The organism is Kribbella sp. NPDC043289, from assembly GCF_056436705.1.
Window position 1 is genome coordinate 899338 of sequence record NZ_JBWKCB010000003.1, and the last position, 22763, is coordinate 922100.

General features: G+C 68.9%; 24 protein-coding genes. 12 read left to right on the forward strand and 12 right to left on the reverse strand.

The genetic code is table 11. From position 1 onward, the window contains the following. Positions 1–30: 30 nt before the first annotated feature. The 4 genes from sigM to AC0662_RS22690 all read right to left on the reverse strand — a co-directional run bounded on the left by sigM (position 31) and on the right by AC0662_RS22690 (position 6486). Positions 31–753: an RNA polymerase sigma factor SigM gene (gene sigM, locus AC0662_RS22675; RefSeq protein ID WP_452196331.1), complete on the reverse strand. Its 723-nt coding sequence runs from the start codon at positions 751–753 to the stop codon at positions 31–33. Further along, complete coding sequence (locus AC0662_RS22680; protein ID WP_478302990.1) at positions 750–2387, reverse strand: protein kinase family protein; 1638 nt, start codon at positions 2385–2387, stop codon at positions 750–752. The genes sigM and AC0662_RS22680 overlap by 4 nt, the downstream gene beginning before the upstream one ends. A 168-nt stretch (positions 2388–2555) precedes the next feature. Continuing rightward, entirely contained in the window at positions 2556–4202 is a 1647-nt protein-coding gene (gene murJ / locus AC0662_RS22685; RefSeq protein WP_478302992.1) for a murein biosynthesis integral membrane protein MurJ, read from the reverse strand. Beyond that, positions 4195–6486, reverse strand: a complete 2292-nt coding sequence (locus tag AC0662_RS22690; RefSeq protein ID WP_478302994.1) for a hypothetical protein — start codon at positions 6484–6486, stop codon at positions 4195–4197. Before AC0662_RS22690 ends, murJ begins: the two co-directional genes overlap by 8 nt. A gap of 24 nt (positions 6487–6510) precedes the next feature. On the opposite strand from AC0662_RS22690, the gene AC0662_RS22695 reads away from it, so the two are divergent. Further along, positions 6511–7971, forward strand: a complete 1461-nt coding sequence (locus tag AC0662_RS22695) for a CCA tRNA nucleotidyltransferase (RefSeq protein ID WP_478302996.1) — start codon at positions 6511–6513, stop codon at positions 7969–7971. Here AC0662_RS22695 and AC0662_RS22700 read toward each other — a convergent pair. Next, entirely contained in the window at positions 7968–8729 is a 762-nt protein-coding gene (locus AC0662_RS22700) for an aminotransferase class IV (RefSeq protein WP_478302998.1), read from the reverse strand. The genes AC0662_RS22695 and AC0662_RS22700 overlap by 4 nt on opposite strands. Before the next feature lie 18 nt (positions 8730–8747). On the opposite strand from AC0662_RS22700, the gene AC0662_RS22705 reads away from it, so the two are divergent. Continuing rightward, positions 8748–9359: a hypothetical protein gene (locus tag AC0662_RS22705; protein ID WP_452196325.1), complete on the forward strand. Its 612-nt coding sequence runs from the start codon at positions 8748–8750 to the stop codon at positions 9357–9359. On the opposite strand, the gene AC0662_RS22710 is transcribed toward AC0662_RS22705, so the two are convergent. Then, a complete protein-coding gene (locus AC0662_RS22710) occupies positions 9356–9805 on the reverse strand; it encodes a GNAT family N-acetyltransferase (protein ID WP_478303000.1) in 450 nt (149 codons plus the stop codon). The genes AC0662_RS22705 and AC0662_RS22710 overlap by 4 nt on opposite strands. 91 nt (positions 9806–9896) lie before the next feature. Here AC0662_RS22710 and AC0662_RS22715 point away from each other — a divergent pair, with 91 nt between their 5' ends. After that, a complete protein-coding gene (locus tag AC0662_RS22715; protein ID WP_478303002.1) occupies positions 9897–11138 on the forward strand; it encodes an amidase in 1242 nt (413 codons plus the stop codon). Positions 11139–11176: 38 nt separating this feature from the next. Here the strand turns inward: AC0662_RS22715 and AC0662_RS22720 are convergent, their stop codons facing one another. From AC0662_RS22720 to AC0662_RS22730, 3 genes are read right to left on the reverse strand one after another with little or no spacing between them, the layout of a single operon-like run. Next, a complete protein-coding gene (locus AC0662_RS22720; RefSeq protein ID WP_478303004.1) occupies positions 11177–12361 on the reverse strand; it encodes an RNA polymerase sigma factor in 1185 nt (394 codons plus the stop codon). Positions 12362–12363: 2 nt separating this feature from the next. Next, positions 12364–12741: a YciI family protein gene (locus tag AC0662_RS22725; protein WP_452196321.1), complete on the reverse strand. Its 378-nt coding sequence runs from the start codon at positions 12739–12741 to the stop codon at positions 12364–12366. A gap of 14 nt (positions 12742–12755) precedes the next feature. Then, positions 12756–13166, reverse strand: coding sequence for a hypothetical protein (locus AC0662_RS22730; protein ID WP_452196320.1), 411 nt, complete (start codon positions 13164–13166; stop codon positions 12756–12758). A gap of 124 nt (positions 13167–13290) precedes the next feature. Between AC0662_RS22730 and AC0662_RS22735 the strand changes: the two genes are divergently transcribed. Continuing rightward, positions 13291–14757: a M81 family metallopeptidase gene (locus AC0662_RS22735; RefSeq protein WP_452196319.1), complete on the forward strand. Its 1467-nt coding sequence runs from the start codon at positions 13291–13293 to the stop codon at positions 14755–14757. Between the two features lie 8 nt (positions 14758–14765). Here the strand turns inward: AC0662_RS22735 and AC0662_RS22740 are convergent, their stop codons facing one another. After that, on the reverse strand, positions 14766–15353 hold the full coding sequence (locus AC0662_RS22740; protein ID WP_478303006.1) for a TetR/AcrR family transcriptional regulator: 588 nt from the start codon (positions 15351–15353) through the stop codon (positions 14766–14768). A 57-nt stretch (positions 15354–15410) separates the two neighbouring features. On the opposite strand from AC0662_RS22740, the gene AC0662_RS22745 reads away from it, so the two are divergent. The 8 genes from AC0662_RS22745 (at position 15411) to AC0662_RS22780 (ending at position 21748) form a co-directional block, all read left to right on the forward strand. Then, on the forward strand, positions 15411–16652 hold the full coding sequence (locus AC0662_RS22745; protein WP_478303008.1) for an acyl-CoA dehydrogenase family protein: 1242 nt from the start codon (positions 15411–15413) through the stop codon (positions 16650–16652). Further along, complete coding sequence (locus tag AC0662_RS22750) at positions 16649–17434, forward strand: SDR family oxidoreductase (protein WP_478303010.1); 786 nt, start codon at positions 16649–16651, stop codon at positions 17432–17434. Before AC0662_RS22745 ends, AC0662_RS22750 begins: the two co-directional genes overlap by 4 nt. Continuing rightward, positions 17427–18476 (forward strand): phosphotransferase family protein, encoded by a 1050-nt coding sequence (locus tag AC0662_RS22755; protein ID WP_478303012.1) that lies wholly within the window; start codon positions 17427–17429, stop codon positions 18474–18476. Before AC0662_RS22750 ends, AC0662_RS22755 begins: the two co-directional genes overlap by 8 nt. Further along, on the forward strand, positions 18477–19130 hold the full coding sequence (locus AC0662_RS22760) for a histidine phosphatase family protein (protein WP_478303014.1): 654 nt from the start codon (positions 18477–18479) through the stop codon (positions 19128–19130). It abuts the gene before it with no gap. 9 nt (positions 19131–19139) lie between these two features. Continuing rightward, a complete protein-coding gene (locus AC0662_RS22765) occupies positions 19140–19883 on the forward strand; it encodes an SDR family oxidoreductase (RefSeq protein WP_452196313.1) in 744 nt (247 codons plus the stop codon). Next, a complete protein-coding gene (locus AC0662_RS22770; protein ID WP_478303016.1) occupies positions 19884–20831 on the forward strand; it encodes an LLM class F420-dependent oxidoreductase in 948 nt (315 codons plus the stop codon). A 66-nt stretch (positions 20832–20897) separates the two neighbouring features. Next, positions 20898–21308: a type II toxin-antitoxin system prevent-host-death family antitoxin gene (locus tag AC0662_RS22775; protein ID WP_452196311.1), complete on the forward strand. Its 411-nt coding sequence runs from the start codon at positions 20898–20900 to the stop codon at positions 21306–21308. An 8-nt stretch (positions 21309–21316) separates the two neighbouring features. Beyond that, complete coding sequence (locus AC0662_RS22780; protein WP_478303018.1) at positions 21317–21748, forward strand: hypothetical protein; 432 nt, start codon at positions 21317–21319, stop codon at positions 21746–21748. 14 nt (positions 21749–21762) lie between these two features. On the opposite strand, the gene AC0662_RS22785 is transcribed toward AC0662_RS22780, so the two are convergent. Next, the gene (locus tag AC0662_RS22785; protein WP_478303020.1) at positions 21763–22185 is read right to left on the reverse strand and encodes an MmcQ/YjbR family DNA-binding protein; all 423 of its coding nucleotides are present in this window, start codon (positions 22183–22185) and stop codon (positions 21763–21765) included. 14 nt (positions 22186–22199) lie between these two features. Next, positions 22200–22694: a hypothetical protein gene (locus AC0662_RS22790; RefSeq protein ID WP_478303022.1), complete on the reverse strand. Its 495-nt coding sequence runs from the start codon at positions 22692–22694 to the stop codon at positions 22200–22202. Between the last annotated feature and the right edge of the window lie 69 nt (positions 22695–22763).

The following is a 22763-nucleotide window of genomic DNA, read 5'->3' on the forward strand; positions in this document are numbered from 1 at the left end:
CAGGCGACTTCGCTTCGACGGTGTACCCGCTCATTCGGTTCCCACCGCTTCCGCGGCGGACTTTTCCGGTACGTCGGACGCTCGGGTGGTCTGCCAGTGGCGCAGCAACGGGAGCAGTTTGGCCCGGCCCCGGGCACAACGCGACTTCACCGTGCCGGGGGCGCAGTCCAGGATCGAGGCGGCTTCCTCGATCGAGTAGCCCTCCATGTCGACCAGGACCAGCGCGGCCCGCTGGTCCTCGTTGATCTGCTTCAGCGCGTTCAGCACGTCCAGCCGGCGCTCCCGGACCTCGGCCGGGTCGTCCTCGGTCGGTCCGGCCAGCTCGGCGGCCCGGTCCTCGTCCTCCGGCAGCGGGTCGGCGGCACGCACCTGGCGACGGCGGATCCGGTCCAGACAGGCGTTCACCACGATCCGGTGCAGCCAGGTGGTCACCTTGGCGTCGCCGCGGAACGAGTCCGCCCGCCGGAACGCCGAGATGAACGCCTCCTGCAGCGCGTCGGCCGCCTCCTCGGGCTCGCCGAGGGTGCGGATCGCGACCGCCCACATCCGGTCCCGGTGCCGCTTGACCAGGAACCCGAACGAGTCCGGGTTGCCGGCCACGTGCATCCGGAGCAGCTCGTGGTCGTCCAGCTCGTCGTAGCTGGCCGGACCGCTCTGGGCAGGCTGCGTCGCGCCCGGTACCGGTTCGTCCGCGCCGATGCGCGGGACGTCCGGCCGGGGCGGCGGATTGCCCGAGTCCACGTGAGCGGTCATTTCTGGATCGTGACCTCCGAGATGGTGCCCCGGTACTTGCCACCGTCGTCCTTCGGCAGCTTCGTCAGCCACACCAGCACGTACTGCGTCTCGGTGCCTGCCGAGGGGGTAAGGGTCACCGTACCCTCGGGCTGGTCCTCCTTGGTCGCGACCGCCTTCCAGTCGTCGATCGTGCTCGGCGACTTGGTCGCGTCACCCACCGGGACCATCAGCTGCACGCTCGTGCCGTCACCCTGCAACCCGACCGCCACGCTCGACACCGGCGTCTTCGCGCCGAGGTTGTAGATGATCCCGACGCCCGGCTTCAGGCCACCCAGGTTCGGCCGGCTGTACGACATCGTCGTCCAGGTCGTGCTGGGGTCGCCGTCGTAGGTGTTCGAGACGTCCTTCGGGTGCTCGGTCTTGTCGCCGTCCGGGTCGAAGTCCTTGGCGCCCGCGATCGTCGCCTTGCCGCCGGTGGTCGCCGACGGGGTGGTGCTGGTCTGCGGCGGTGCGCTCGACTTGGTGCCGCTGTCGCCACTGCCCTGGTCGTTGTTCATCGCGCCCTTGAGCAGGAACTGCGCCATCGCGATCACCGACAGCAGCGCCAGGATGGCGAGCAGGATCAGGATCCGGCCGCCCCAGCCGCCCTTCTGCTTCGGCTCGTCGCGGCGCCGGCCGTTGCCGTTCGGCGGCGCCGACTGGCGGCGGACCGGACGGGTGTCGGTCGACGGTTCGTACGCCGGCTGCGGCGGACGGTACCCGTTCGGCTCCGAGTCGTACCCCGGCTGCGGCGTCGGGTCGAGCGCCGGCGGCGCGGCCTGCGGCACCACCTGGGTGGCGTCGTCGATGCTGCCGTTCTGCCGGCCCTGAACGGTCTCGTCCATCTGGTTCGGCGGCTCGTGCGAGCTGCCGACGACACCGGACAGCGCCGCGGACAGGCCGGCGGCGCTCGTGATCGGCGGCGCGTGGTGCCGCGGCGGGTCGCCGAGCAGCCGGTCGCAGATGTCGTCCAGCGAGCGTGGTACGCCGGCGCGCACCTGCCGCGGGCTCAGCAGGCGACCGTGCTCGACGGGCGCGGGCTGGAGCCCCCAGACCGGCGCCGGGCCCGGCCAGCGGCCGGTCAGCGACGCGAACAGCAGCTCGCCGAGCGAGTGCACGTCCTCCTCGGGTGAACCCGCGCCGGACGAGCGCAGCGCCGCCTCGGTGGCGACGCCGACCACCTTGATCGCGCCGGCGTCGGTGACCACGACGGTCGCCGGGCTGATCGCGCCGTGCGCGAAGCCGGTGCGGTGCAGGTTCTCGAGGGCTTCGGACACCTCACGCGCCAGCCAGCCCGCCTGCTGGCCGGTCAGCGGCCCGCTGCCGAGCATTCGCTCCAAGGTCCGGCCGCCGGCCCATTCGCGGACGCAGTACGTCACGCCGTCGTGCATGTCGCAGTCGAGCACCCGGAGGAAGCGCGGATCGTTCGCCGCGGCGGCCCGGCGGGCGGCATCGAAGAGCTGGTTGGTCCGCGGATCGCCGACCGGCAGCACGTCGACGACGACGGCCCGGCTGAGGACCTCGTCCACGGCTCGCCACACCCGGGCACCGTCGATCTCCGCCAGCAACTCGGCGATCCGGTAGCGCCCGGCCAGTAAGGCACCAGGGCTCACGGTCTGGTTCGACACGGTGTCTTTCGCCCTCCTAGATGCCCCAGCGGCCTGATCGCAGCCCCCATGCTAGTGCCTCGTCAAGAAACGCTGAGCGTGCTGAGCGTCTCATGACGAGACACATGCCCCCCTGACCTGACAAGTGGTGCACGAATGCACAAGCGTCCAGGATCAGCGCCCGATCGGCAGCTTCGATGTGACCATGGACACCACGTCGTTGACTTCGTGGATACGGAGTACCCGCGACACGGCGGCGTACACCGGCAGCATCACGACGGCCGCGACGACGAGTTCGAGGAGCGCGCCGATCGGTCCGGACCAGTCGATCGCCAGGCTCAACACCCAGATCACCACCCGGCCCGCGCCGGCGCCGGCCACCGCCGCGATCACCATCGCGAGCAGCGGCAGACCGATCCCGGCACCCGGCACGCGCGGGACCCTGCGGCGCAGTACCGGCCGGGAGATCAGGACGGCGACCAGGTACGCCAGTGCGTACGCCGCGCCGAGCATCACGCCGCTGAACCGCAGGTGTGCCTCGTCGAGCAGGACCCGGACCCCGATCACGGCCGCCGCGATGTTCGTCGCCGCGATCACGCACTGCAGGAAGAACGGCGTCCGGGTGTCCTCGAAGGCGTAGAACGTGCGGAGCTGGAAGTACTGGATGGTGAACGGGACGATGCCGAGCGCCAGCGTCATCAGCGTGTACGACATCAGCGTCAGGTTGTTCTTACCCGAGCCGTACCCGGCGATCAGCGTCACGATCGGGTAGGCGAAGGCGATCATCGCGGCCGCCGCCGGGACCACGATCGCCAGCGTCTGGCGGATCGACCGGGCGGACATCCGGCCCACCTCGGCGGTGTCGCCGTCGGCCGCGAGGGCCGACATCTGCGGCAGCGCGGCGGTCGCCAGCGAGACCGTGACGATGCCGTGCGGCACCAGGATGATCAGCATCGCGGTGCTGTACGCGAACAGACCTGCCTTCGCGCCGGGGTCGTCCGAGGCGCTACCGGCGATCGCCAGCTGCGTGACGACGACCAGCGTCACCTGGTTCACCGCGACGAAGAGAACGGTCCAGAGGCCCAATCGGGCAGTGTGTCCCAGACCGGTACCGCGGAGGCCGAACTTCATCCGGTACCGGTGACCGCTCATCCGCAGGTACGGCAGCAGCACGAGCAGCTGGATCGCGATCCCGAGCGTGTGCCCGAGACCGAGCAGCAGTTCCTCGCCGTGGCTGTACGTCGGGGGGTTGTCGCCGACCCGGTAGATCAGCAGGAAGATCACGATCGACGCGCAGGCGACGATGTTGTTCGCGATCGGCGCCCACATCATCGGGCCGAACCGGCGGCGCGCGTTCAGCACCTGACCGACCAGCACGAACGCGCCGTAGAAGAAGATCTGTGGCAGGCAGAGCCGGACGAACATCACCATGTTCGCCTTCTCGGTCACCCGGGACGGGTCGTGCAGCTCCTTCGGCAGGTACAGCTCCGCGATCGCCGGCGCGAGCAGCACGCAGGCGACCGTCACGGTCGCGAGGACGACGAAGCCGAAGGTGAGCACCCGGTTGGTGAAGTCCTGGCCGCCGTCGTCGTGGTTCTTGATCGCGCGCACCAGCTGCGGGACCAGCACGGTGTTGAAGACGCCACCGGCCAGCAGGATGTAGAGGCTGTTCGGGATCGTGTTCGCGGCGGTGAAGATGTCGCCGCGCAGCGCGGTGCCGATGGCGGCCGCGAGCAGGGCGATCCGGATGAATCCGAGCAGGCGGGACAGCACCGTTCCGGCTGCCATCACCGCCGCGGATCGCAGGGTGCGGTCAGCCATCCTTCGAACCGACTCCTTCTTTCAAGGTGGTGTCCTCGGCCGCTGCCGCCTCCGGCGCGGTGGCTTCGGGTACACCGTCCCCGGCCGCCTCCGCCGTCTCGGGAGCGTCCTCGCCCTCGGCGGTGTCTCCACCGGCTGCGGTCTCTGCGGTCTCTGTGGTCGGGTTGCGGCGCTCGCTGCGGATCCGGCGGTAGATACGGACCAGCGACGTACCGAACAGCAGGGCGCAGGCGGCGCCGACCAGGATCCAGCCGACGCTGCCGTACTGGCTGGCCTGGATCAGCAGCTCCTGGGACCTGCCGACCGGCTTGCCGCCCGCGGTGATCACCTGGGCGTTGGCCCGGATCAGACCGTTCTGCTCGGCGCTCGCGGTGATCCGCGGGGTCCACTTCTGTCCCGGCGCGAGGACCGCGGTCGGGAGCTGCTTGATCTTCAGGTCGGACCGGTTCGCCGCGGTGACCGCGATGCCGACCCGGATCGACTTGTCGGTGTCGTTGGTGATCGTCAGCGGGAACGTGCCCTTGCTGCCCGCCAGGTTGACCTTGATCTCCTTGCGGAGCCCGTTGTCCACGCTGGCGTTCACCAAATGCACCTTGCCGAGCTGCTGGTTGACCGAACCGAGCTCGATCGCGGTGAAGTGCCGGGCCTCTTCCGGATACCCGTTCCAGCCCAGCGACACCGAGCGCAGCCGGGCGTAGGTCATCACTTCCGGCAGCGAGTTCTCGTCGACCAGCAGGTTCTGCATGGTGCTGGTCGCCTCGTCGAGCTGCCGGATCCCGTCCAGCTGGTTGTCGGTGAGTACGCCGTTGCTGCGCGGAGCCGTCGGCGCCTTGGTGGTCGGCGGCTTCGGGGTGGCCGCCACGACCGCGGCGACGTCGGTGGCCTTGATCCACGGCAGCGCCAGGTCGTGCGCCAGCTCCGCGGTGGCCGTCCCGTCACTGTCCCAGCCGCGCGGCGGGAGTACGACGACCGACGCGTTCCCCGTGCCGCTCGCGGCGATCAGGGCGGTCTCGGCCGCGAACCGCTGGCGGACCTGGAGCGGGCTGGTGGCGGTGTCCGGGTCCGGGCCGCCGTTGGTGAGGGACGAGTCCGCGATGACCGTCCGGACCGCGCTCTTGGTGCCTCCTGGCGTCAGCACGTCGTACACCGGGTTCGACGTCAGGACCGGGCGGGTGGCGGCGGACCAGGAGGAGCTGCTGACCAGGTTCAGGTCGTTGTCGCTGACGCCGGCGAAGCCGCCGGACGCCTCGGACAGGTAGCGGCTGGCGGCGGCGCCGCCCTCGAGCCACAGGCCGTTGGTGAAGCTGGGCGGCAGGAAATAGCCGGAGGTGGTCTTGCGGGCCTCCGCGACGAGTCGCCGCAGCGGTTCGCCGGTGTCCAGCAGTCCGGCCACGTCGGGGTCGCCGAACGGCAGCAGTACGACCTGGTTGCGGGTCCGGCTCGCGTCGAACTCCTTCAGCCAGGCGGTCGCGGTCGCCTGTCCGCTGCCCGGCTTGGTCTGGCCGTTGTCGCCGACGACGACGTACCCCTTCGCCATCTGGCGGACCTCGTTGAGCATCGCCGGATCGACCAGCCAGGTCACCTTGCTCTGCTTGCCGAGCGCGAGCAGCCGGCCCAGCGAGCCGTTCGGTCCGAGCGAGCTGGCCAGCGAGTCGTTCGCGAAGTTCTGGCCGCCGAGCTGCGTCGGCCGGTGCCGCAGCGGTACGACGAGGGCGGTGTTGACCGTGCGCTTCAGCGGTTGCGGGCCGAGCACCGGCATCAACGTGCGGGCGCGACCGGCCATCACGCGATCGCTGTTCGACGGCTTGCCGCGGAACGTGACGCCGACGACGTACGCGCCGGTGTCGTCGGCGATCCGCCATTCCTTCCACGGCACGGTGAGCGTGAACTCGACCGTTTGCTTGGGGGCGAGCGGCTGCTCGAAGGGCCGGAAAGTCTGCGGGTCGTTGGTCAGGTTCTTGCAGCTGTCCCGGTCGTTCAGCGGGATGTTCTGCTCGGCGGAGACCGCGTCGATGGCCGCCGTGCTGGCCAGCCGGGTCCGGTCGATACAGGCAAGCGCTTGCGGGTCGTCGAACGTCACCGAACTGGTGTTCGTCACCCGGCCCTTGATCGTGACCGTGTCGTTCGGCTTCGGGGCGACCGGTCCGAACGAGTCGATGGTGACCTGGACGGTCGGCTCGTCGACCGGCGCCGCACTCGCCGGAACACCGAGAGTCGCTGCCGAAGCAGCAACCAGCAAGGAGGCGCCCGCCACCGCGGGGAGCCTCAGTCGCCGTCTGAACACGCCGTCACCGTAACCTAGTTCCCCGTGTCACCCTTTGCCGACCAGTCAGCCTCCGCCGGATCGTTGCCCGCTGTGCAGCGGCGAGCCGTCCAGGCGTTGCTGGAACTTGCCCCGGTGGTCGACGAGCTCGGCCACCGGTTCGCCGACGCCGGCCACGAGATCGCCCTGGTCGGCGGTCCTGTCCGGGACATTCTGCTCGGCCGGGGGAGCAAGGATCTGGACTTCACCACGTCAGCGCACCCGGACGTGATCGAGCGGTTGCTGTCCGGCTGGGCGGACCATGTCTGGGACATCGGCAAGGCGTTCGGCACCATCGGTTGTCGTAAGGGTGAGTGGGTCCTGGAAATCACGACCTACAGGTCGGAAACCTACGATCCCACCTCGCGCAAACCGGAGGTGGCCTACGGCGACAGCCTGGAGGGCGATCTGGCCCGCCGGGACTTCGCGATGAACGCGATGGCGGTGCGCTTGCCGTCGCGGCAGTTCGTCGACCTGTACGGCGGTATCGAGGACGTCGCGCACCGGAGGATCCGCACGCCGGGGACCCCAGAGGACTCGTTCTCCGACGACCCGCTGCGGATGATGCGTGCGGCCCGGTTCGCGGCGCAGCTCGGGTTCACGCCGGATCCCGCGGTGGTGACGGCGATGAAGGCGATGGCCGACCGGATCACGATCGTGTCCGCCGAGCGGGTCCGCGACGAGCTGGAGAAGCTGATCAGCGCCGACCACCCGCGGGTCGGGCTCGACCTGCTGGTCTCGACCGGACTCGCCAAGCACGTGCTGCCGGAGCTGCCCGCGCTGCGGGACGCGGAGGACGAGCACCATCGGCACAAGGATGTGTACCAGCACTCACTCACCGTCCTCGACCAGGCGATCGATCTCGAAACACGTCTGTCTGTTCCGACGCCCGATTTCGTCGTTCGGTTCGCCGCGCTCATCCACGACATCGGGAAACCGAAGACGCGGAAGTTCGAGGGTGAACGGAAGGTGACGTTCCACCACCACGACGTGGTCGGCGCGAAGCTGGCCCGGAAGCGGATGAAGGCGCTGCGGTTCAGCAACGAGCAGATCGACCAGGTCAGCAAACTGATCGAGCTGCACCTGCGCTTCCACGGGTACGGCGACGGCGAGTGGACCGATTCCGCCGTACGCCGCTACGTCCGGGACGCCGGCGACCAGCTGGAGCGCCTGCACGTCCTCACCCGCGCCGACTGCACCACCCGGAACCGGCGGAAGGCCGAGTCGCTGCGGGTCGCGTACGACGACCTCGAGGCCCGGATCGCGCGGTTGCAGGAGCAGGAGGAGCTCGACGCGCTCCGCCCCGACCTGGACGGCAACCAGATCATGGAGATCCTCGGCATCCCGCCGGGGCGCGAGGTCGGCCAGGCGTACAAGTTCCTGATGGACCTGCGCCTCGACGAAGGACCGCTGGGCGAGGAGCGAGCCCGCGAGGCACTGCTCCGCTGGTGGTCCGAGCGCTCCTAGATCTCTTGAGGGGTCTGGGACGCGTAGGCCTTCGCGATCACCTCGGCCGACTCGCGGTGATCGGCGTACGACACGCTGTCGATCGACGCGACCGGTAGCGCCGGGTCGATCGAGTTCGTCAGGTACGCCGCGTCGTACGTCGTGAGCTCGGCGAGTGGGACCGGGACGGTCTCGAAGGAATCCAGGCCGCGTTGCAGCACCTGTTGGCGGATGCCGGGGAGCGCGGGAGCCGACGGGAAGACGATGTGCGGGCCGCGGGCGAAGCAGATGTTCCAGATCGAGCCCTCGGAGATCTCGACGGATTTCGTCGTGAAGAGCGCGTCGTCGTACCCCTCGTGTGCGGCCCGGCGCGCGTAGTAGGTGAGGTCGAACGTGCCGGTGTGCTTGAGGTGGGGGACGGCGCGCTCATGCTGGAAGGTGCGCAGCCGGAGCGGTCGGGTGCCCGGGGTGACCGGTGCGCCCACGCGGGTGAGCAGGTGGAGCCGATGAGTGGCGAAGACGTTGACGCGGATGGACAGGTCGCCGGACTGCGCCTGGTCCAGCGCGGCCCTGAGATCGGCGCGGACGCGCTCGGCCGGCAGCGGTTCGCCGAAGACCTCTCGGGTACTGCGGTCCAGACGCTCGAAGTGCAGGTCGAGGCCGTCGACCTGACCGTCGCGGACCTGCAGCGAGGTGAAATGGCCGAAACTGGTTGCACGCAGCAACACCGGATCGACAGTTCGCAACAAGGCCCCGTCGAGCAACAGGAAGTCGTCCACGAGCACTAGTCTCGCGCCGTGGACGTGTGGAGCATCATCGGGTGGGGTGGATCCGCGCTGGTCGTGGTGTCGTTGCTGCAGACCCGGATCCTGCGGTTGCGGGTGCTGAACCTGATCGGTTGCGTGATCCTGGTCGGTTTCAACGCCGCCGTCGGCGTCTGGCCGATGGTCGGCATGAACGCGGTGCTGGCGGTCATCAACGTCGTGCACCTCTGGCGGCTGCTGCGGCACCGGCACGACGCGGCGGAGTACCTGGTGCTGCCGGTGCACGAGTCCGACGCGTACCTGAGCTATGTCCTCGAGCAGCATCAGAAGGACATCACGCGGTTCAACCCCGGCTTCACGGCCGGTGCGAGCCCGTACGCGTTCCTGGTCCAGCACGGTGACCGCACCGTCGGCGTCGTCCTCGCGCACGACGCGGGCGCCGGCCGGGCGCAGATCGATCTCGACTACGTGGTGCCGAAGTACCGCGACTTCACGCCTGGCGAGTTCGTGTACCGGCGCAGCGAGGTGTTCACCGACCAGGGCTTCCGGCAGGTCCTCGCGCCACCCCGGATGCGCGAGTCCACGCCGTACCTGAAGAACCTCGGCTTCCACCGCGACGGCGACGACTTGGTCCTGAACCTCTAGAGGTCTTTGGCGTAGCAGAGCGAGGCGACCTCGTTCTCGAACGGCGGGTACGGCGGCGTTGGGCCGTACCCGTGGTTCGTGTAGAGCGCGATCGCCTCGACCTGCTTCGTCCCGGTCTCGAGCCGCAGCCGGGTCATCCCGCCCGTTCGCGCCGCCGCCTCGACCGCGTCCAGCAGCACCCGCGACAGCCCCCAACCGCGGGCGGACGGGGTGACATACATCCGTTTGATCTCACCGAGTCCGGGCGCGACCGGTTGCAGGCCGACACAGCCGACCGGCGCTCCGTCCAGGGCCAGCAGCGTGAACGCGATGTCCGGGTGCAGAGCGACGAGCGGCTGGTCCGCGCCGTACATCGCCGCGAGCTCGGCCTGCTGCGCGGTGGTCAAGGCCAGGACGTCCGGGTCGGTCGGCGGCGCCGTGCGCAGTTCCACTCCCTCGATCACCATGCCGTCGGACGGTAGCAACACGGCATGACGCTCCTGTTTCCGTTTCCTCTCGCGCCTGGGGGAGGCGTGAGATCCATGGTCTGATGGGCGCGTGAGGTCGCTCGAAGCAGTCGCCGCAGGTGTCCGGGCCGGTGCACTCGACCCGGTCGAACTGGTCGAGGATGCGTTGGCACGGGCGTGTGACGCTGCCGCGCTGAATGCCGTCGTACACCTCGATGTGGAGGGTGCACGCAAGGCTGCGGCCGCTCATGACCGGAGCGGTGCGCTGGCCGGCGTACCCGTGCTCGTGAAGGAGATCGTCGAGGTCGAAGGCCTCCCGTACCGCTGCGGCTCCGCGTCGATGGACGAGACCGGCCAACAGGACGCCGAGGTGGTACGTCGCCTGCGCGCGGCCGGAGCGATCGTGATCGGGCTGTCGCACACCCACGAGTTCGCCTACGGCTGCACCGGTACGTCCAACCGCGTCGGACCGTGCCGGAACCCGCATGACCCGTCGCGGATGACTGGTGGCTCGAGTTCGGGGTCTGCGGCTGCAGTGGCGGCCGGTGTGGTGCCGTTGGCGATCGGTACGGACACTGCGGGGTCGGTGCGCATCCCTGCGGCGTTGTGCGGGGTTGTCGGGTTCAAACCGACGTACGACGCGCTGCCGGTCGACAGGGTGTTTCCGCTGTCGCAGAGCCTTGACCACGTCGGCGTGCTCACGCGGACCGCAGCTGATGCGGCCTATGCGCTGAGCGCGCTGGGCGGGCTGGGGGCGTTTGAGGTTCGGGAGCCCCGCCTGGGTGTTGTAGCGAACCCGGAGTACCTGCAGCTCACTCCTGAGGTCAGCCGTGCGTGGTCGGCCCTCATAGAGAGCCTTGACGTCGTCGAGGTGCAGTTGCCCGACTGGTCGGACAGCTTCGTCACCGCCGCCAATGTGCAAGGTCCGGAGGCAGCGGCCAACCACCGTGGCCGCTCTCTGGATCGCTACCAACCTGATGTGCGGCAGCGGCTGCGTGAGGCTGCACAGGTGCAGCCGGCCGACTACGAGCTCGCGAAGCATCATGCGGTAGCCATCACCGCGGAAGTGGATGCTGTGCTGCAGCAGGTCGACGCCGTACTCCTGCCGACCGTCCTTGCTACCGCACCCCTTATTACTGCCGCCGACACCGCGGACGGCGGGCTGGAGGTACGCAAGCAGCTGCTGAACAACACGCGCCTGGCGAACCTCACCCGGCACGCGGCCGTCAGCCTGCCGATTCCGGCTGACAGCCTTCCGGTGGGTCTCCAGGTCATTGCTGCGAGCAACGAACAAGCGGCCGCGGTGACGTGCTGGATCGAGGCTCAGCGCTAGATCCCGCCTGCTGGTACTCCGCGGCTCGACAGGTCCTGTCAGTTCGCGCGCAGGCGGTTAGCGCGGCTGCGGAGGTAGCGCTGCTCAGGTGTGTTGGTGGTCAGCTTGGCCGCTGTCAGGTAGGTCGCCACGGCCTCGTCGTGATCGCCTCGGAGCTCGAGCAGATGGGCTCGGACGGCGTGATAGCGGTGCTGACGAGTGGCCCTGGGATCGGCCGAAAGCGTGTCCAGCAGTGACAGGCCGGCCGCGGGCCCGTGGACCATCGCGGTCGCGACGGCACGGTTCAGGCGGACGACCGGACCCTCGAGCAGCGGCTCCAGCAAGTTGTACAGGGCAAGGATCTGTCGCCAGTCGGTGTCTGCCGCAGTCGGTGCCTCGCTGTGGACCGCGGCGATCGCTGCCTGCAACTGATATGGCCCGAGTGGCGTCGTACGCATCGCCCAAGTGACCAGCTCGGTGCCCTCGGCAATCGCTGCCTGGTCCCACAGCGATCGGTTCTGCTCGTCCAACGGAACCAGCGCGCCGTCGCTCGTAGTCCGCGCCGTCCGCCGGGCGTCGGTCAGCAGCATCAGCGCGAGCAACCCCGCGACCTCACCGTCCTCCGGCAACTGCTCGCGCAGCATCCGCGTGAGCCGGATCGCCTCGCGGGCCAGTTCCACCCGGCCGAGCTCCGCACCCGCGGTACTCGTGTACCCCTCGTTGAAGATCAGGTACAGAACCTGCAAGACCGAATCCCAGCCGTCAGGCTCCGCTCGCCGGAACGGCTGGCCGCGCAGCTTCTGCTTCGCGCGGCTGATCCGCTGCCCGATCGTCGCCTCGGGCGTGAGCAGCGCCGCCGCGATCTCGCTCGTCGTCAGACCGCCGACGGCCCGCAGCGTCAACGGGATCTGCGACCCGACCGGGAGCGCGGGATGGCAGCACAGGGACAGGACGGTCAGCGAGTCGTCGTACCCACTGACCGGTTCGGGCGCGAGGTCCGGCGTACGGACGACGTCCTCGCGCCGGCGTCGCGCCTCCTCGTTGCGGAGCAGGTCGATCAGCCGGCGTGAGGCGACCCGGATGAGCCATGTGCGCGGCTCGTCCGGGACGCCGTTCGCCGGCCACTGCTCTGCCGCGACCAGCAGCGCTTCCTGGACCGCGTCCTCGCAGGTCTCGAAGTGCCCGTACCGACGGACCAGCGCGCCGAGGACCTGCGGCGTCAGGCTGCGCCACAGCTCCTCCATGCTCAGTTGTCCGGCCGCAGGTCCTCGGGGCCGGCCATGATCGGCCGGACCTCGACCGTGTCCCCGACCGCCTCGACGATCCGGTGGGCGATCGCCATCGCCCGGTCGTGACTGTCGCAGTCCACGATCGCGAAGCTCGCGAGCACTTCCTTCGACTCCGCGAACGGTCCCTCACTCGCGACGGGCCCGGCGTCGGTACGGCGTACCGTCCGGCTCAGGGCGGGATGCGCCAGACCTTCCGTCCCGAGCAACTCCCCGCTCGCGGTGAGCTCGGCCGCCAGGTCCTCGTAGAACTTGCACGCCGCGATGAACTCCGGACTGTTCACGTCCACCGTGTCCCAGCCCGACTGGTCCCCGTAGGCCAGCATCAGGTACTTCATGTCGGTCTCCTCCCTCAGGCCGCGCTGCGGACCATCGTTGCGTGGTACCCGCCACCTGGGTACACCCAGTCTCCGGTGAGCCGGTCGCCGTCCGCGGAGAAGCTCCCCTTGAAGTGGCCCGGCGAGCCCTTGAACCCGCCCCAGATGGTGAGCTCGTCACCGGACAGCTCGTACACGTAGTCGAGCGTGTTCCCGTCGGCGTCGTACACCCGCGACTTCACCTCGGTGCCACGCTCGCCACCGAACGGGTGCTCGTACCCGATGATCTCGGTCATCCGGACCTCGTGACCGTCGTGGTCGAGCCGTCCACGCTGGACCAGGAAGTGCCCGCCGTCCATCCACTCGAAGGTCGTCGTACCGCTCGCGCCGCCGGAGACCTCCCAGGTGCCGACCAGGCGGCCGAGTCGCTGCAGTTCGTTCGTCATGTCCGTTCCTTCCTCTCTGGTTGCTGCTACCTCGAAGCTGGAAGGCGGGTTTCGACAGCTGGCTTTGTCCAGATTTGAACCGAAGGCAGTGCGCGAAACGGCTCGGTTGTGGCAGCTTTTAGACATGAACCTTCGGATTGGCATCGCCGGGATCGCCATCGAGTCCAGTACGTTCTCGCCGCACCGCGCCGGCCTCGCGGATTTCGACGTACGGCGTGGGGACCATCTGCTGGAGCGGTACGAGTTCCTCGCGAAGGACTGGGCGCAGGGCATCGAGTGGGTCCCGCTGCTGCACGCGCGGTCGCTGCCCGGCGGCGCGGTGCTCCCGGAGGTGTACGACGACCTCTCGGCCGAGATCATCACTCGCCTCGAGGGCGCCGGTGACCTGGACGGGTTCTTCTTCGACATCCACGGCGCGATGAGCGTGGTCGACCGCCAGGACGCCGAGGCGGACCTCGCCACCCGGATCCGGACGGTGCTCGGCCCCGACGTCCTGATGTCGGCGTCGATGGATCTGCACGGGAACGTCTCCCGCGAGCTCGGTACGGCGGTCGACCTGATCACCTGTTACCGGATGGCGCCGCACGAGGACGCGATGGAGAGTCGCGAGCGCGCGCTGCGGAACCTGGTCGAGCGGCTGCGGTCGGGGCTGGGGAAGCCGGGGAAGGCGTGGATCCAGGTGCCGGTGCTGCTGCCCGGCGAGAAGACGTCAACGCGGTTGGAGCCGGCGAAGTCGATTTATCACCGCGTCGGCGAGATCGCGGACGAGCCCGGCGTACTGGATGCTGCCGTGTGGGTCGGGTATGCGTGGGCCGACGAGCCGCGGTGCCGGGCCGCCGTCGTCGTCACCGGTGACGACGAGGCGCTGATCACCGAGCGCGCCAACGAGCTGGCCCGTCTGTACTGGGAGGCTCGCGACGGGTTCGAATTCGTCGCGCCCACTGGAACCTTGCACGAGTGCGTCGAGGCGGGTCTCGCGAGCACGGCGCGTCCGTTCCTGATCAGCGACTCCGGCGACAACCCGACCGCCGGGGGCGCCGACGACACGTCCTGGACTCTGGCCGAGCTGCTCACGATCGAGGAGCTCACCTCCGGTAAGGCGACTGCCATCCACGCGAGCATCGTCGACGCCGAAGCCGTCGCCGCGTGTGTCGCGGCGGGCGTCGGCAATCCCGTACAGGTCGCCGCCGGCGGCAAGGTCGACTCCGGACCGGCAGGCCCCGCCGAGATGTCCGGCACCGTCTTCTCGATCTCCGAGGACCCGGTCGGCGGAACGACCGCCGTCGTCCAGGTCGGCGGCCTGCACTCGATCCTCACCAGCCGCCGCAAGCCGTACCACCACATCGCCGACTTCACGCTGCTCGGCCTCGACCCCGCGTCGACGGATCTCGTCATCGTGAAGATCGGGTACCTGGAGCCCGAGCTCTACAACCTCGCGGCCGACTGGCTGCTGGCGCTGACCCCCGGCGGCGTGGACCAGGACCTGCTCCGCCTGGGCCACCACGGCGTACTGCGCCCGTTGTTCCCGTTCGACCCCGACATGGCGGACCCGGACCTGACGCCTGAACTTCTGCCCGCCTCGGGTAACTGACGCGGGAGCTACAGCTTGCGGAGGAGGTGGAGGGCCTCGATCGAGTGATCGATCAGGTATTCGGCGGTGTACGGGCGGTCGTCCTCGGGGAGGCCTGACCACTCGATCGCGAGGTCCTCGGCGTACGACAGCCAGGCGTGGATCCGGAGGTACTCGCGGGACGTCGGCTCGTCGGCGACCTCGGGGGTGCCGATGTAGGTGAGGACGCGCTTGGTGAGGCCCGCGCGCGTCTCGTCGTACACCTTGACGGCGAAGTCGTCGCCGCCGGCGGCACCGCGGACGAAGGAGATGTACGCCGGACGCCGGCGCGCGATGAACGCGACGAACTGGATCAGCATCTCGCGCAACTGCTGCTCGGGGGCGAGCTCCTCGTCCGGCTTGGTGACCCGCAGCAGGCGCCGACCGGCCGCGGAGATCACCGCGACGTAGTAATCGCGCTTGCTCGGGAAATAGTGGAAGAGCAGGCCGCGGGAGATCCCCGCCTCCGAGGCGATCGCGTCGATCGACAGCTCATGGATCGGCTTGTCACGAAGCATCATCAGGCCGATTTTGACCAGCTGCTTCTTGCGGTCCTCCGCTGACAGTCGGTGATCCATGCTATTGAGCATTGCTTAGACGCTGAGCTACGGTCAAGGCGAGGGAGAGGAGTCTTGATGGGGTTCGAACCTTCGGCCCGGGCTCAGGACCTGATCGTGCGCGTAGAAGCCTTCCTGCGCAACGAAATCGAGCCGGTCGAGGCAGAGCTGCACAGTGCGATCCGGGCCGCCGGTGACCCCTGGCAGCCGCAGCCGATGATCAAGGAACTGCAGACGAAGGCCCGTGCGGCCGGCCTGTGGAACCTGTTCCTGCCGCCCGCCGAGCCGGGCAACGAGCAGTACGCCGAAGGTCTGAGCAACCTCGACTACGCCCCGATCGCGGAACTCACCGGCCGGTCGTTCATCGCGCCGTACATCTTCAACTGCAACGCGCCGGACACCGGGAACATGGAGGTGCTGCTCCGCTACGGCAACGACGAGCAGCGCAAGCAGTGGCTGGAACCGCTGCTGGACGGCACGATCCGCTCCGCGTTCTGCATGACCGAACCGGATGTCGCCTCGTCGGACGCCACCAACATGGAGGCGACCGCGGTCGTCGACGGTGACGAGGTCGTGGTGAACGGCCGCAAGTGGTGGAGCACCGGCGTCGGTCACCCCGACTGCGAGCTCCTGATTTTCATGGGTCTCACCAATCCTGACGCGCACCGGTACGAGCGGCACACGATGGTCCTCGTCCCGCGCGACACCCCAGGCGTGAAGGTCGAGCGGCTGCTCCCCGCGATGCACCGGTACGACGAGCCGCACGGCCACGGCGAGGTTTCGTTCACCGACGTCCGGGTGCCCGCCGCGAACATCCTGGTCGGACCGGGACGGGCGTTCGAGATCGCACAGGGCCGGCTCGGACCGGGGCGGGTGCACCACTGCATGCGCCTGGTCGGCCTGGCGGAGAAGGCCCTCGAGCTCGCGCTGGAGCGCGGTACCAGCCGGTCGGCGTTCGGCAAGCCGTTGGTCAACCTCGGTGGCAACCGCGAGCGGATCGCGGACGCACGGATCGCGATCAACCAGGCGCGGCTGCTGGTCCTGCAGACGGCGTACCTGCTGGACACGCAAGGGCTCGCGGGCGCGTTGAGCGAGGTCAGTCAGATCAAGGTCGCCGTACCGCGGATGGCGCAGGACGTCATCGACATGGCGATCCAGTTGCACGGTGGCGGCGGGCTGTCGGACGACTTCCCGCTGGCGGCCGCCTGGACGAGCGCCCGCGCGTTGCGCCTGGCCGACGGCCCCGACGAGGTGCATCGTGGAGTCATCGCCAAGATCGAGTTGGCGTCGTATCTCGCCGCAGCGCAGGAGAGCAAGTGAGTCGGGTCCTCGTCACGGGTGCGGCCAGTGGGCTCGGTGCCGCGCTGGCCGCCCAGTTCGTTGCTGAGGGCCACCAAGTGTTGTGCACCGACGTGTCCGCGGACGGCCCGGACAGCGGTACGGCGTACCTGAAGCTCGACGTCCGTCAGCCGGAGGACTGGGATGCCGCGGTCGCCTGGTGCGAGCAGAACTGGGGTGGCCTGGACATCCTGGTGAACAACGCGGGCATCGCGTCCGGCGGCCGGATCGACGTCGAGACCCTGGACGAGTGGGACCGGATCGTCGACATCAACCTGATGGGTGTGGTCCGCGGCTGTCGCGCGTTCACCCCGCTGTTCAAACGGCAGCGCTCCGGACACATCGTGAACACCGCCTCCGCGGCAGGGTTGGTCCACCCACCGATGATGAGCTCGTACAACACGGTCAAGGCCGGCGTGGTCGCGCTGTCCGAGACGCTGTCGCACGAGCTCTCGCCGTACGGCGTGACGGTCTCGGTGGTCTGCCCGTCGTTCTTCCGGACCAATCTCGCCGACTCGATCCGCGGCGCGGACACCGCGATGGGTGCCACCGCGCGGCAGCTGATCGAGAAGTCGCCACGGTCGGCGGACGACATCGCGGCCGCCGTACTCGCCGGGATCAAGAAGAAGAAGCGGCTGATCATCCCGGACCGGCCGGCACAGATCGCCTGGCGGACGAAGCAGTTCGCGCGGCCGCTGTACGACCGGCAGATGCGGAAGATCGCCGAGCGGGCCCGGCAGCGCGCCGAGGGTCAGGATGGGTGATGGCGCGCGGGAGGTCCGCGCGGAGGACGCGTTCGACGTGCCCGCGATGGACACCTGGCTGCGTGCCCGGACCGAACTGCCGGCCGGACTTCCCGAGGTCAAGCAGTTCTCCGGTGGCGCCTCCAACCTGACCTACCTACTGCGGTACGACGGCCACGAGCTGATCCTGCGGCGCCCGCCGGCCGGGACGAAGGCGAAGAGCGCGCACGACATGGGTCGTGAGTTCCGCATCCAGAAGGGCCTGAAGCCGGTCTTCCGGTACGTCCCCGAGATGGTTGCGCACTGCAACGACGACGCGGTGATCGGTTCCGAGTTCTACGTGATGGAGCGGGTCGTCGGCACCATCCCGGGGCATCACGCGCTGGGCGTCGACCTGACCGCGGAGCAGACCCGCCAACTCGGCTTCACGCTGATCGACACCCTCGCCGAACTGCACGCGGTCGATCCCGAGGCGGCCGGTCTGTCCGACCTCGGCCGGGGCGCCGGGTACGTCGAACGCCAGGTCACCGGCTGGTCCGATCGCTACCGCAAGGCCAAGACCTGGAACGTGCCGAGCTACGAACGCGTGATGGCGTGGCTCGCCGCGCATCAGCCGGCCGACGTCCGGACCTGCGTGATCCACAACGACTTCCGGCTCGACAACGTCGTCCTCGCGCCGGACGATCCGCTGCGCGTGGTCGGCGTACTGGATTGGGAGCTGGCCACGCTCGGCGATCCGTTGATGGATCTCGGTAGTGCGCTCGCGTACTGGGTGCAGGCCGATGACGACTGGGCGTTCCGCCGGTTCCGGCTGCAGCCGTCGGATGTGCCGGGGATGCTGACCAGAGCCGAGATCGTGGAGTACCACACGAAGCGGTCGGGGATCGAGCCTGGCAACTGGGCGTTCTACGAGGTGTTCGGGTTGTTCCGGCTGGCGGTGATCGCGCAGCAGATCTACTACCGCTACCACCACAAGCAGACCGGGAACCCGCGGTTCAAGAACTTCTGGCTCCCGGTCAACCTGCTCGAGCGGCGCTGCCGCAAGATCATCCGGCAGGCGTGAGTGGCCGTCATCTATCTGGTCCGGCACGCCCAGGCGTCGTTCGGCGCGCGCGACTACGACAAGCTCTCTGCTGTCGGCGAGCAACAGGCTGAGCGGCTGGGGCAGACGTTGGCGGACGTGCAGGCGGATCTTGTCGTGTCAGGCTCGATGCGCCGGCATCAGCAGACCGCGTCGCTGGCCGGTTTCACCGCGGAGGTCGATCCGGCGTACGACGAGTTCGATCACCAGGAGGTGATCGTGGCGCACAAACCGGCGTACAAGCGGCACGCCGTGATGGTGGCCGACCTGGCGAAGGGTGGTCGTCCCCAGCGGGCGTTCCAGGAAATGTTCACCGCGGCGACGCAGCGCTGGATCGACGGTGGTGACGGGTACACCGAGTCGTTCACCGCGTTCTGCGAGCGGTCCGAGTCCGCGGTACGGCGTACCGCGGAACGGCTCGGGAAGGGCGAGACCGCGCTCGTGTTCACGTCCGGCGGGCCGATCGCCGCGGTGGTGAGCCGGCTGCTGTCCGGCGGCGACGGGCTGTGGGCCAAGCTGAACCCGGTGACGATCAACACCGCGATCACCAAGGTGGTGTCGGGGCGCGGCGGGCTGACTGTGGTGAGCTACAACGAACACGTCCACCTCGGCGCCGACCTGCTCACGTACAGATAAGGACTCCCGATGCGACGGAACATCCTGATCACCGGAGCCAGCTCCGGCCTCGGTGCGGAGATGGCCCGGCAGTTCGCGGCGAAGGGCCACGACCTGGCGCTGACCGCGCGCCGGACCGAGCGGCTGAAGGCGCTCGAGGCCGAACTGACCGAGCGTTATCCACAGATCAAGATCGTTATCCACAGCCTGGACGTGACCGATCACGACCAGGTGTTCGAGGTGTTCCGGGCGATCGACGCCGAACTGCCCCTGGACCGGATCATCGTGAACGCCGGCCTCGGCAAGGGCGCACCACTCGGCACCGGCCGGTTCGACGCGAACCGGGAGACCGCGCTGACCAACTTCGTCGGCGCGCTCGCACAGGTCGAGGCGGCGATGGAGCTGTTCCGGGCGCGGAACGCCGGACACCTCGTACTGATCGCGTCGGTCTCCGGGCTGCGCGGGTTCCCCAAGACAGTCACGACGTACGCCGCCACGAAGGCCGGGCTCGCGTCACTCGGTGAAGGGCTGAGACTGGAGCTGCTCGGGAAACCGATCAAGGTCAGCACGATCTACCCCGGCTACATCCGGTCGGAGATGAACGAGCGGGTGAAGAACACACCGTTCATCGTCGACACCGAGCCTGGGGTACGGGCGATGGTGGCCGCGATCGAGGCGGAGAAGGCGAAGGCGTACGTCCCGGCGTGGCCGTGGGTTCCGCTGGCCCAGGTGATGCGGTTCGCGCCGCTGCCGCTGCTGAAGAAGCTGATCTGATTGCGCTGGGGGCTGACGGTCCCGCTGACCGGCGTACCGCTGCGGGAGCACCGGGATCTGATCTCTGAGCTGTTCTCGCTGGGGTACACCGATCTGTGGTCGGCGGAGGTGGCGGGTGCGGACGCGTTCACGCCGCTGGTGCTCGCGTCCGAGTGGGACGCACGGTTGCGGTTGGGGACGGCCGTCGTACCGGTGCACACGCGGGGGCCGGCGGCGCTCGCGATGAGTGCCGCGGCGTTGGCGGACCTCGCGCCCGGGCGGTTCGTGCTCGGGATCGGGGCGTCGTCCGAGACGATCGTGACCGGGTGGAACGGGATCGCGTACGACCCGCCGCTGGCGCGGACCCGCGACGTCCTGCGGTTCCTGCGGCAGGCGTTCGCGGGGGAGAAGGTCGACGGGGAGTTCGACAGTTTCACCATCAACCGGTTCCGGCTGGAGAAGGCGCCCGACGTACCGCCCGCGATCATGCTCGCGGCGCTCCGCCCACAGATGCTCCGCCTCGCCGCCCGCGAGGCCGACGGGGCGATCACCAACTGGCTCTCCGCGGACGACGTCCGCCGGGTCCGCGCCGAACTCGGGCCCGACAAGGAACTCGCCGCCCGCATCTTCGTCTGCGTCACCGAAGACGCCGACATGGCCCGCAACATCGGCCGCTACCTGATCGCGACGTACCTCACGGTCCCCGGCTACGCCGCCTTCCACGACTGGCTCGGCCGCGGCGAGGCGATGAAACCACTGCGCGACGCCTGGTCCGCCGGCGACCGCAACGCCGCGATGGCCGCCGTACCCGTCGACCTCATCGACGACCTGATCGTCCACGGCACCCCCGACCAATGCCGAGCCCACATCAACCGCTACCTCGAGAACGGCCTCGACACCCTCATCATCGCCACCCTCCCCACACCCACCAACCCCCTCGCAACCGCCCGAGCCCTGGCCCCCTCCTAAAACGTCGGCGCGGGCGGGGCGTGTGCACGGTGTACGCTGTGTACACGGTTGGGAGTGGAGGTCGTCGTGAGTCCGCAGGTCGAGTACGGCAGCGCTCGGGAGGCGCGGGAGCATTTCAAGGACATCTTGGATGCTGCTGATGACGGGCGGCCCGCGACGGTCACGCGGGACGCGCGGCGGGTGGCGGCCGTCGACGCCGATCGGCTGGTGCACTTCCTGACCAGCGTTCGTCCCTCCGGCGCACAGGTCGTCGCGGAGAACGACGGCTGGTCGATCTTCATCCCAGGCCTCCCGGTCGCCGCGGACGGTGCGACGCTCGACGAGGCGGCCGACGAAATGGTCGACGCACTCCGCGAGTACGCCGACGCGTGGGCCGACCACCTACGCCTCGCCCCGAACCACGCGGAGAACTGGGGCCTGGTGCAGATCGTCGCGCTCGCCACGGACGAACAGCTCCACGCCTGGCTGCTGGCCTGAGGTACGACGTGATCGAACGACGCCCGCCGGCCACCCGAACGGATCACCAGAACTTCTGCGTCATCGAAGGCTGGGCCGAGCGCCTGCGCGCGACCAGCAAGCGCGGCACCCACTACGTCAACTACGAACTGGCGCTGACCGACGGCCGCATCCTTTGCACCCGGATCAGCCACCCGGTCGACCGCACCGACTACGGCCCGTCCATCTGGGCCCATATCCTCCGCGACCAGCTCGTTGTCACGGCAGGGGAGTTCTGGGCCTGTGTCGACGACAAGGTGCTCCCGGACCGCCAAGGTCCCCAAGCCCGGACCGAGTCCATACCCGCCGGAGTGGTCAGAACTCTCATCGCCGAGGCCCACATCCCCGAACCCGAAGTACGAGCCATGACCAAGCAGGAAGCCGTCCAACGCCTCGCCGAGTTCTACACCAACGGCAAGTAGACCGCTTGTTCGGCTTACTGCAGGCGGTGGGCTTCTAGCCAGGTGGTGGCTCGGCGGGGGCTGGCTCGGGTTAGCCAGGCTTCTTGGATGATTTCGGTGAGTTCTTGGTGGGAGATTTCGCCCAAGTGACTCGCGCGGATCAGGACTGAGGGGTGGCCGTCGAAGTGCGGGGTCGTGAAGAACGGGGTGGGGTCGGCGGCGAGCAGGGCTAGTTTCTCGGCTTCGGACTCGACCCAGATCATGATCACGTCGTCGTACTTCTCGCCGGTGTCCGGATCGGTCGCGTCCGGGCGCGGCGTACGGAAGAAGACGAAGGACTTGCCGCCGACCTGGTAGACAGGGCGGTCGGTGCCGTCGTCGCGCTCCCACTTGGTGACGTGTGGCATCGCCGACGCGATCTCGTGGACGTCGGCGAGCCGGGCCTTCCGCGCAGTCACGTCGGGGAACCCGGTCAGTTCATCGTCGTGAGGCGCACGCAGAGCGGGGTCGACGGCTGGTCCATGATGTCGACGGTACCGGTTCTCGGGACGGGGCCCTTTGTGGTGCCGGAGAACGGGACCGAGATCTTGGGGTAGTAGGACTGCATCGCGACAGGCTGGCCGCTGACCGTCAGCTTGGTCGGTGGATCGATCATGAAGACCAGCAGGCCGGCGAGGATCTGTCGGCTGTCCGCGCAGCCGAGAGCGAGCGCGTGCTTCTGGTCGCTCGCGTTGACGTACGCGAGGAACCTGGTGGCGAGCGCGGTGGCTTCGGTCAGCCGCGGGGCAGTCGTGCCCGGCGTAGTCGGACCGCCGGTCGGCGCAGACGTTGGTTCCGCTGACGGTCGGCTCGGGGCGGTGGAGGGCTGGGTGGGGCCGCCGCTCTGGTCGTCGTCGTTGCCGGTCAGGCTGGTGGCGACGACGAGACCGGCGCCGAGCAGTAGCAGTACGGCGATGACCGCGATCACGACGTACAGCAGGGTGCGACGTGGGCGCGGAGGACGATAACCAGGACCGCCAGGACCGCCAGGACCGTA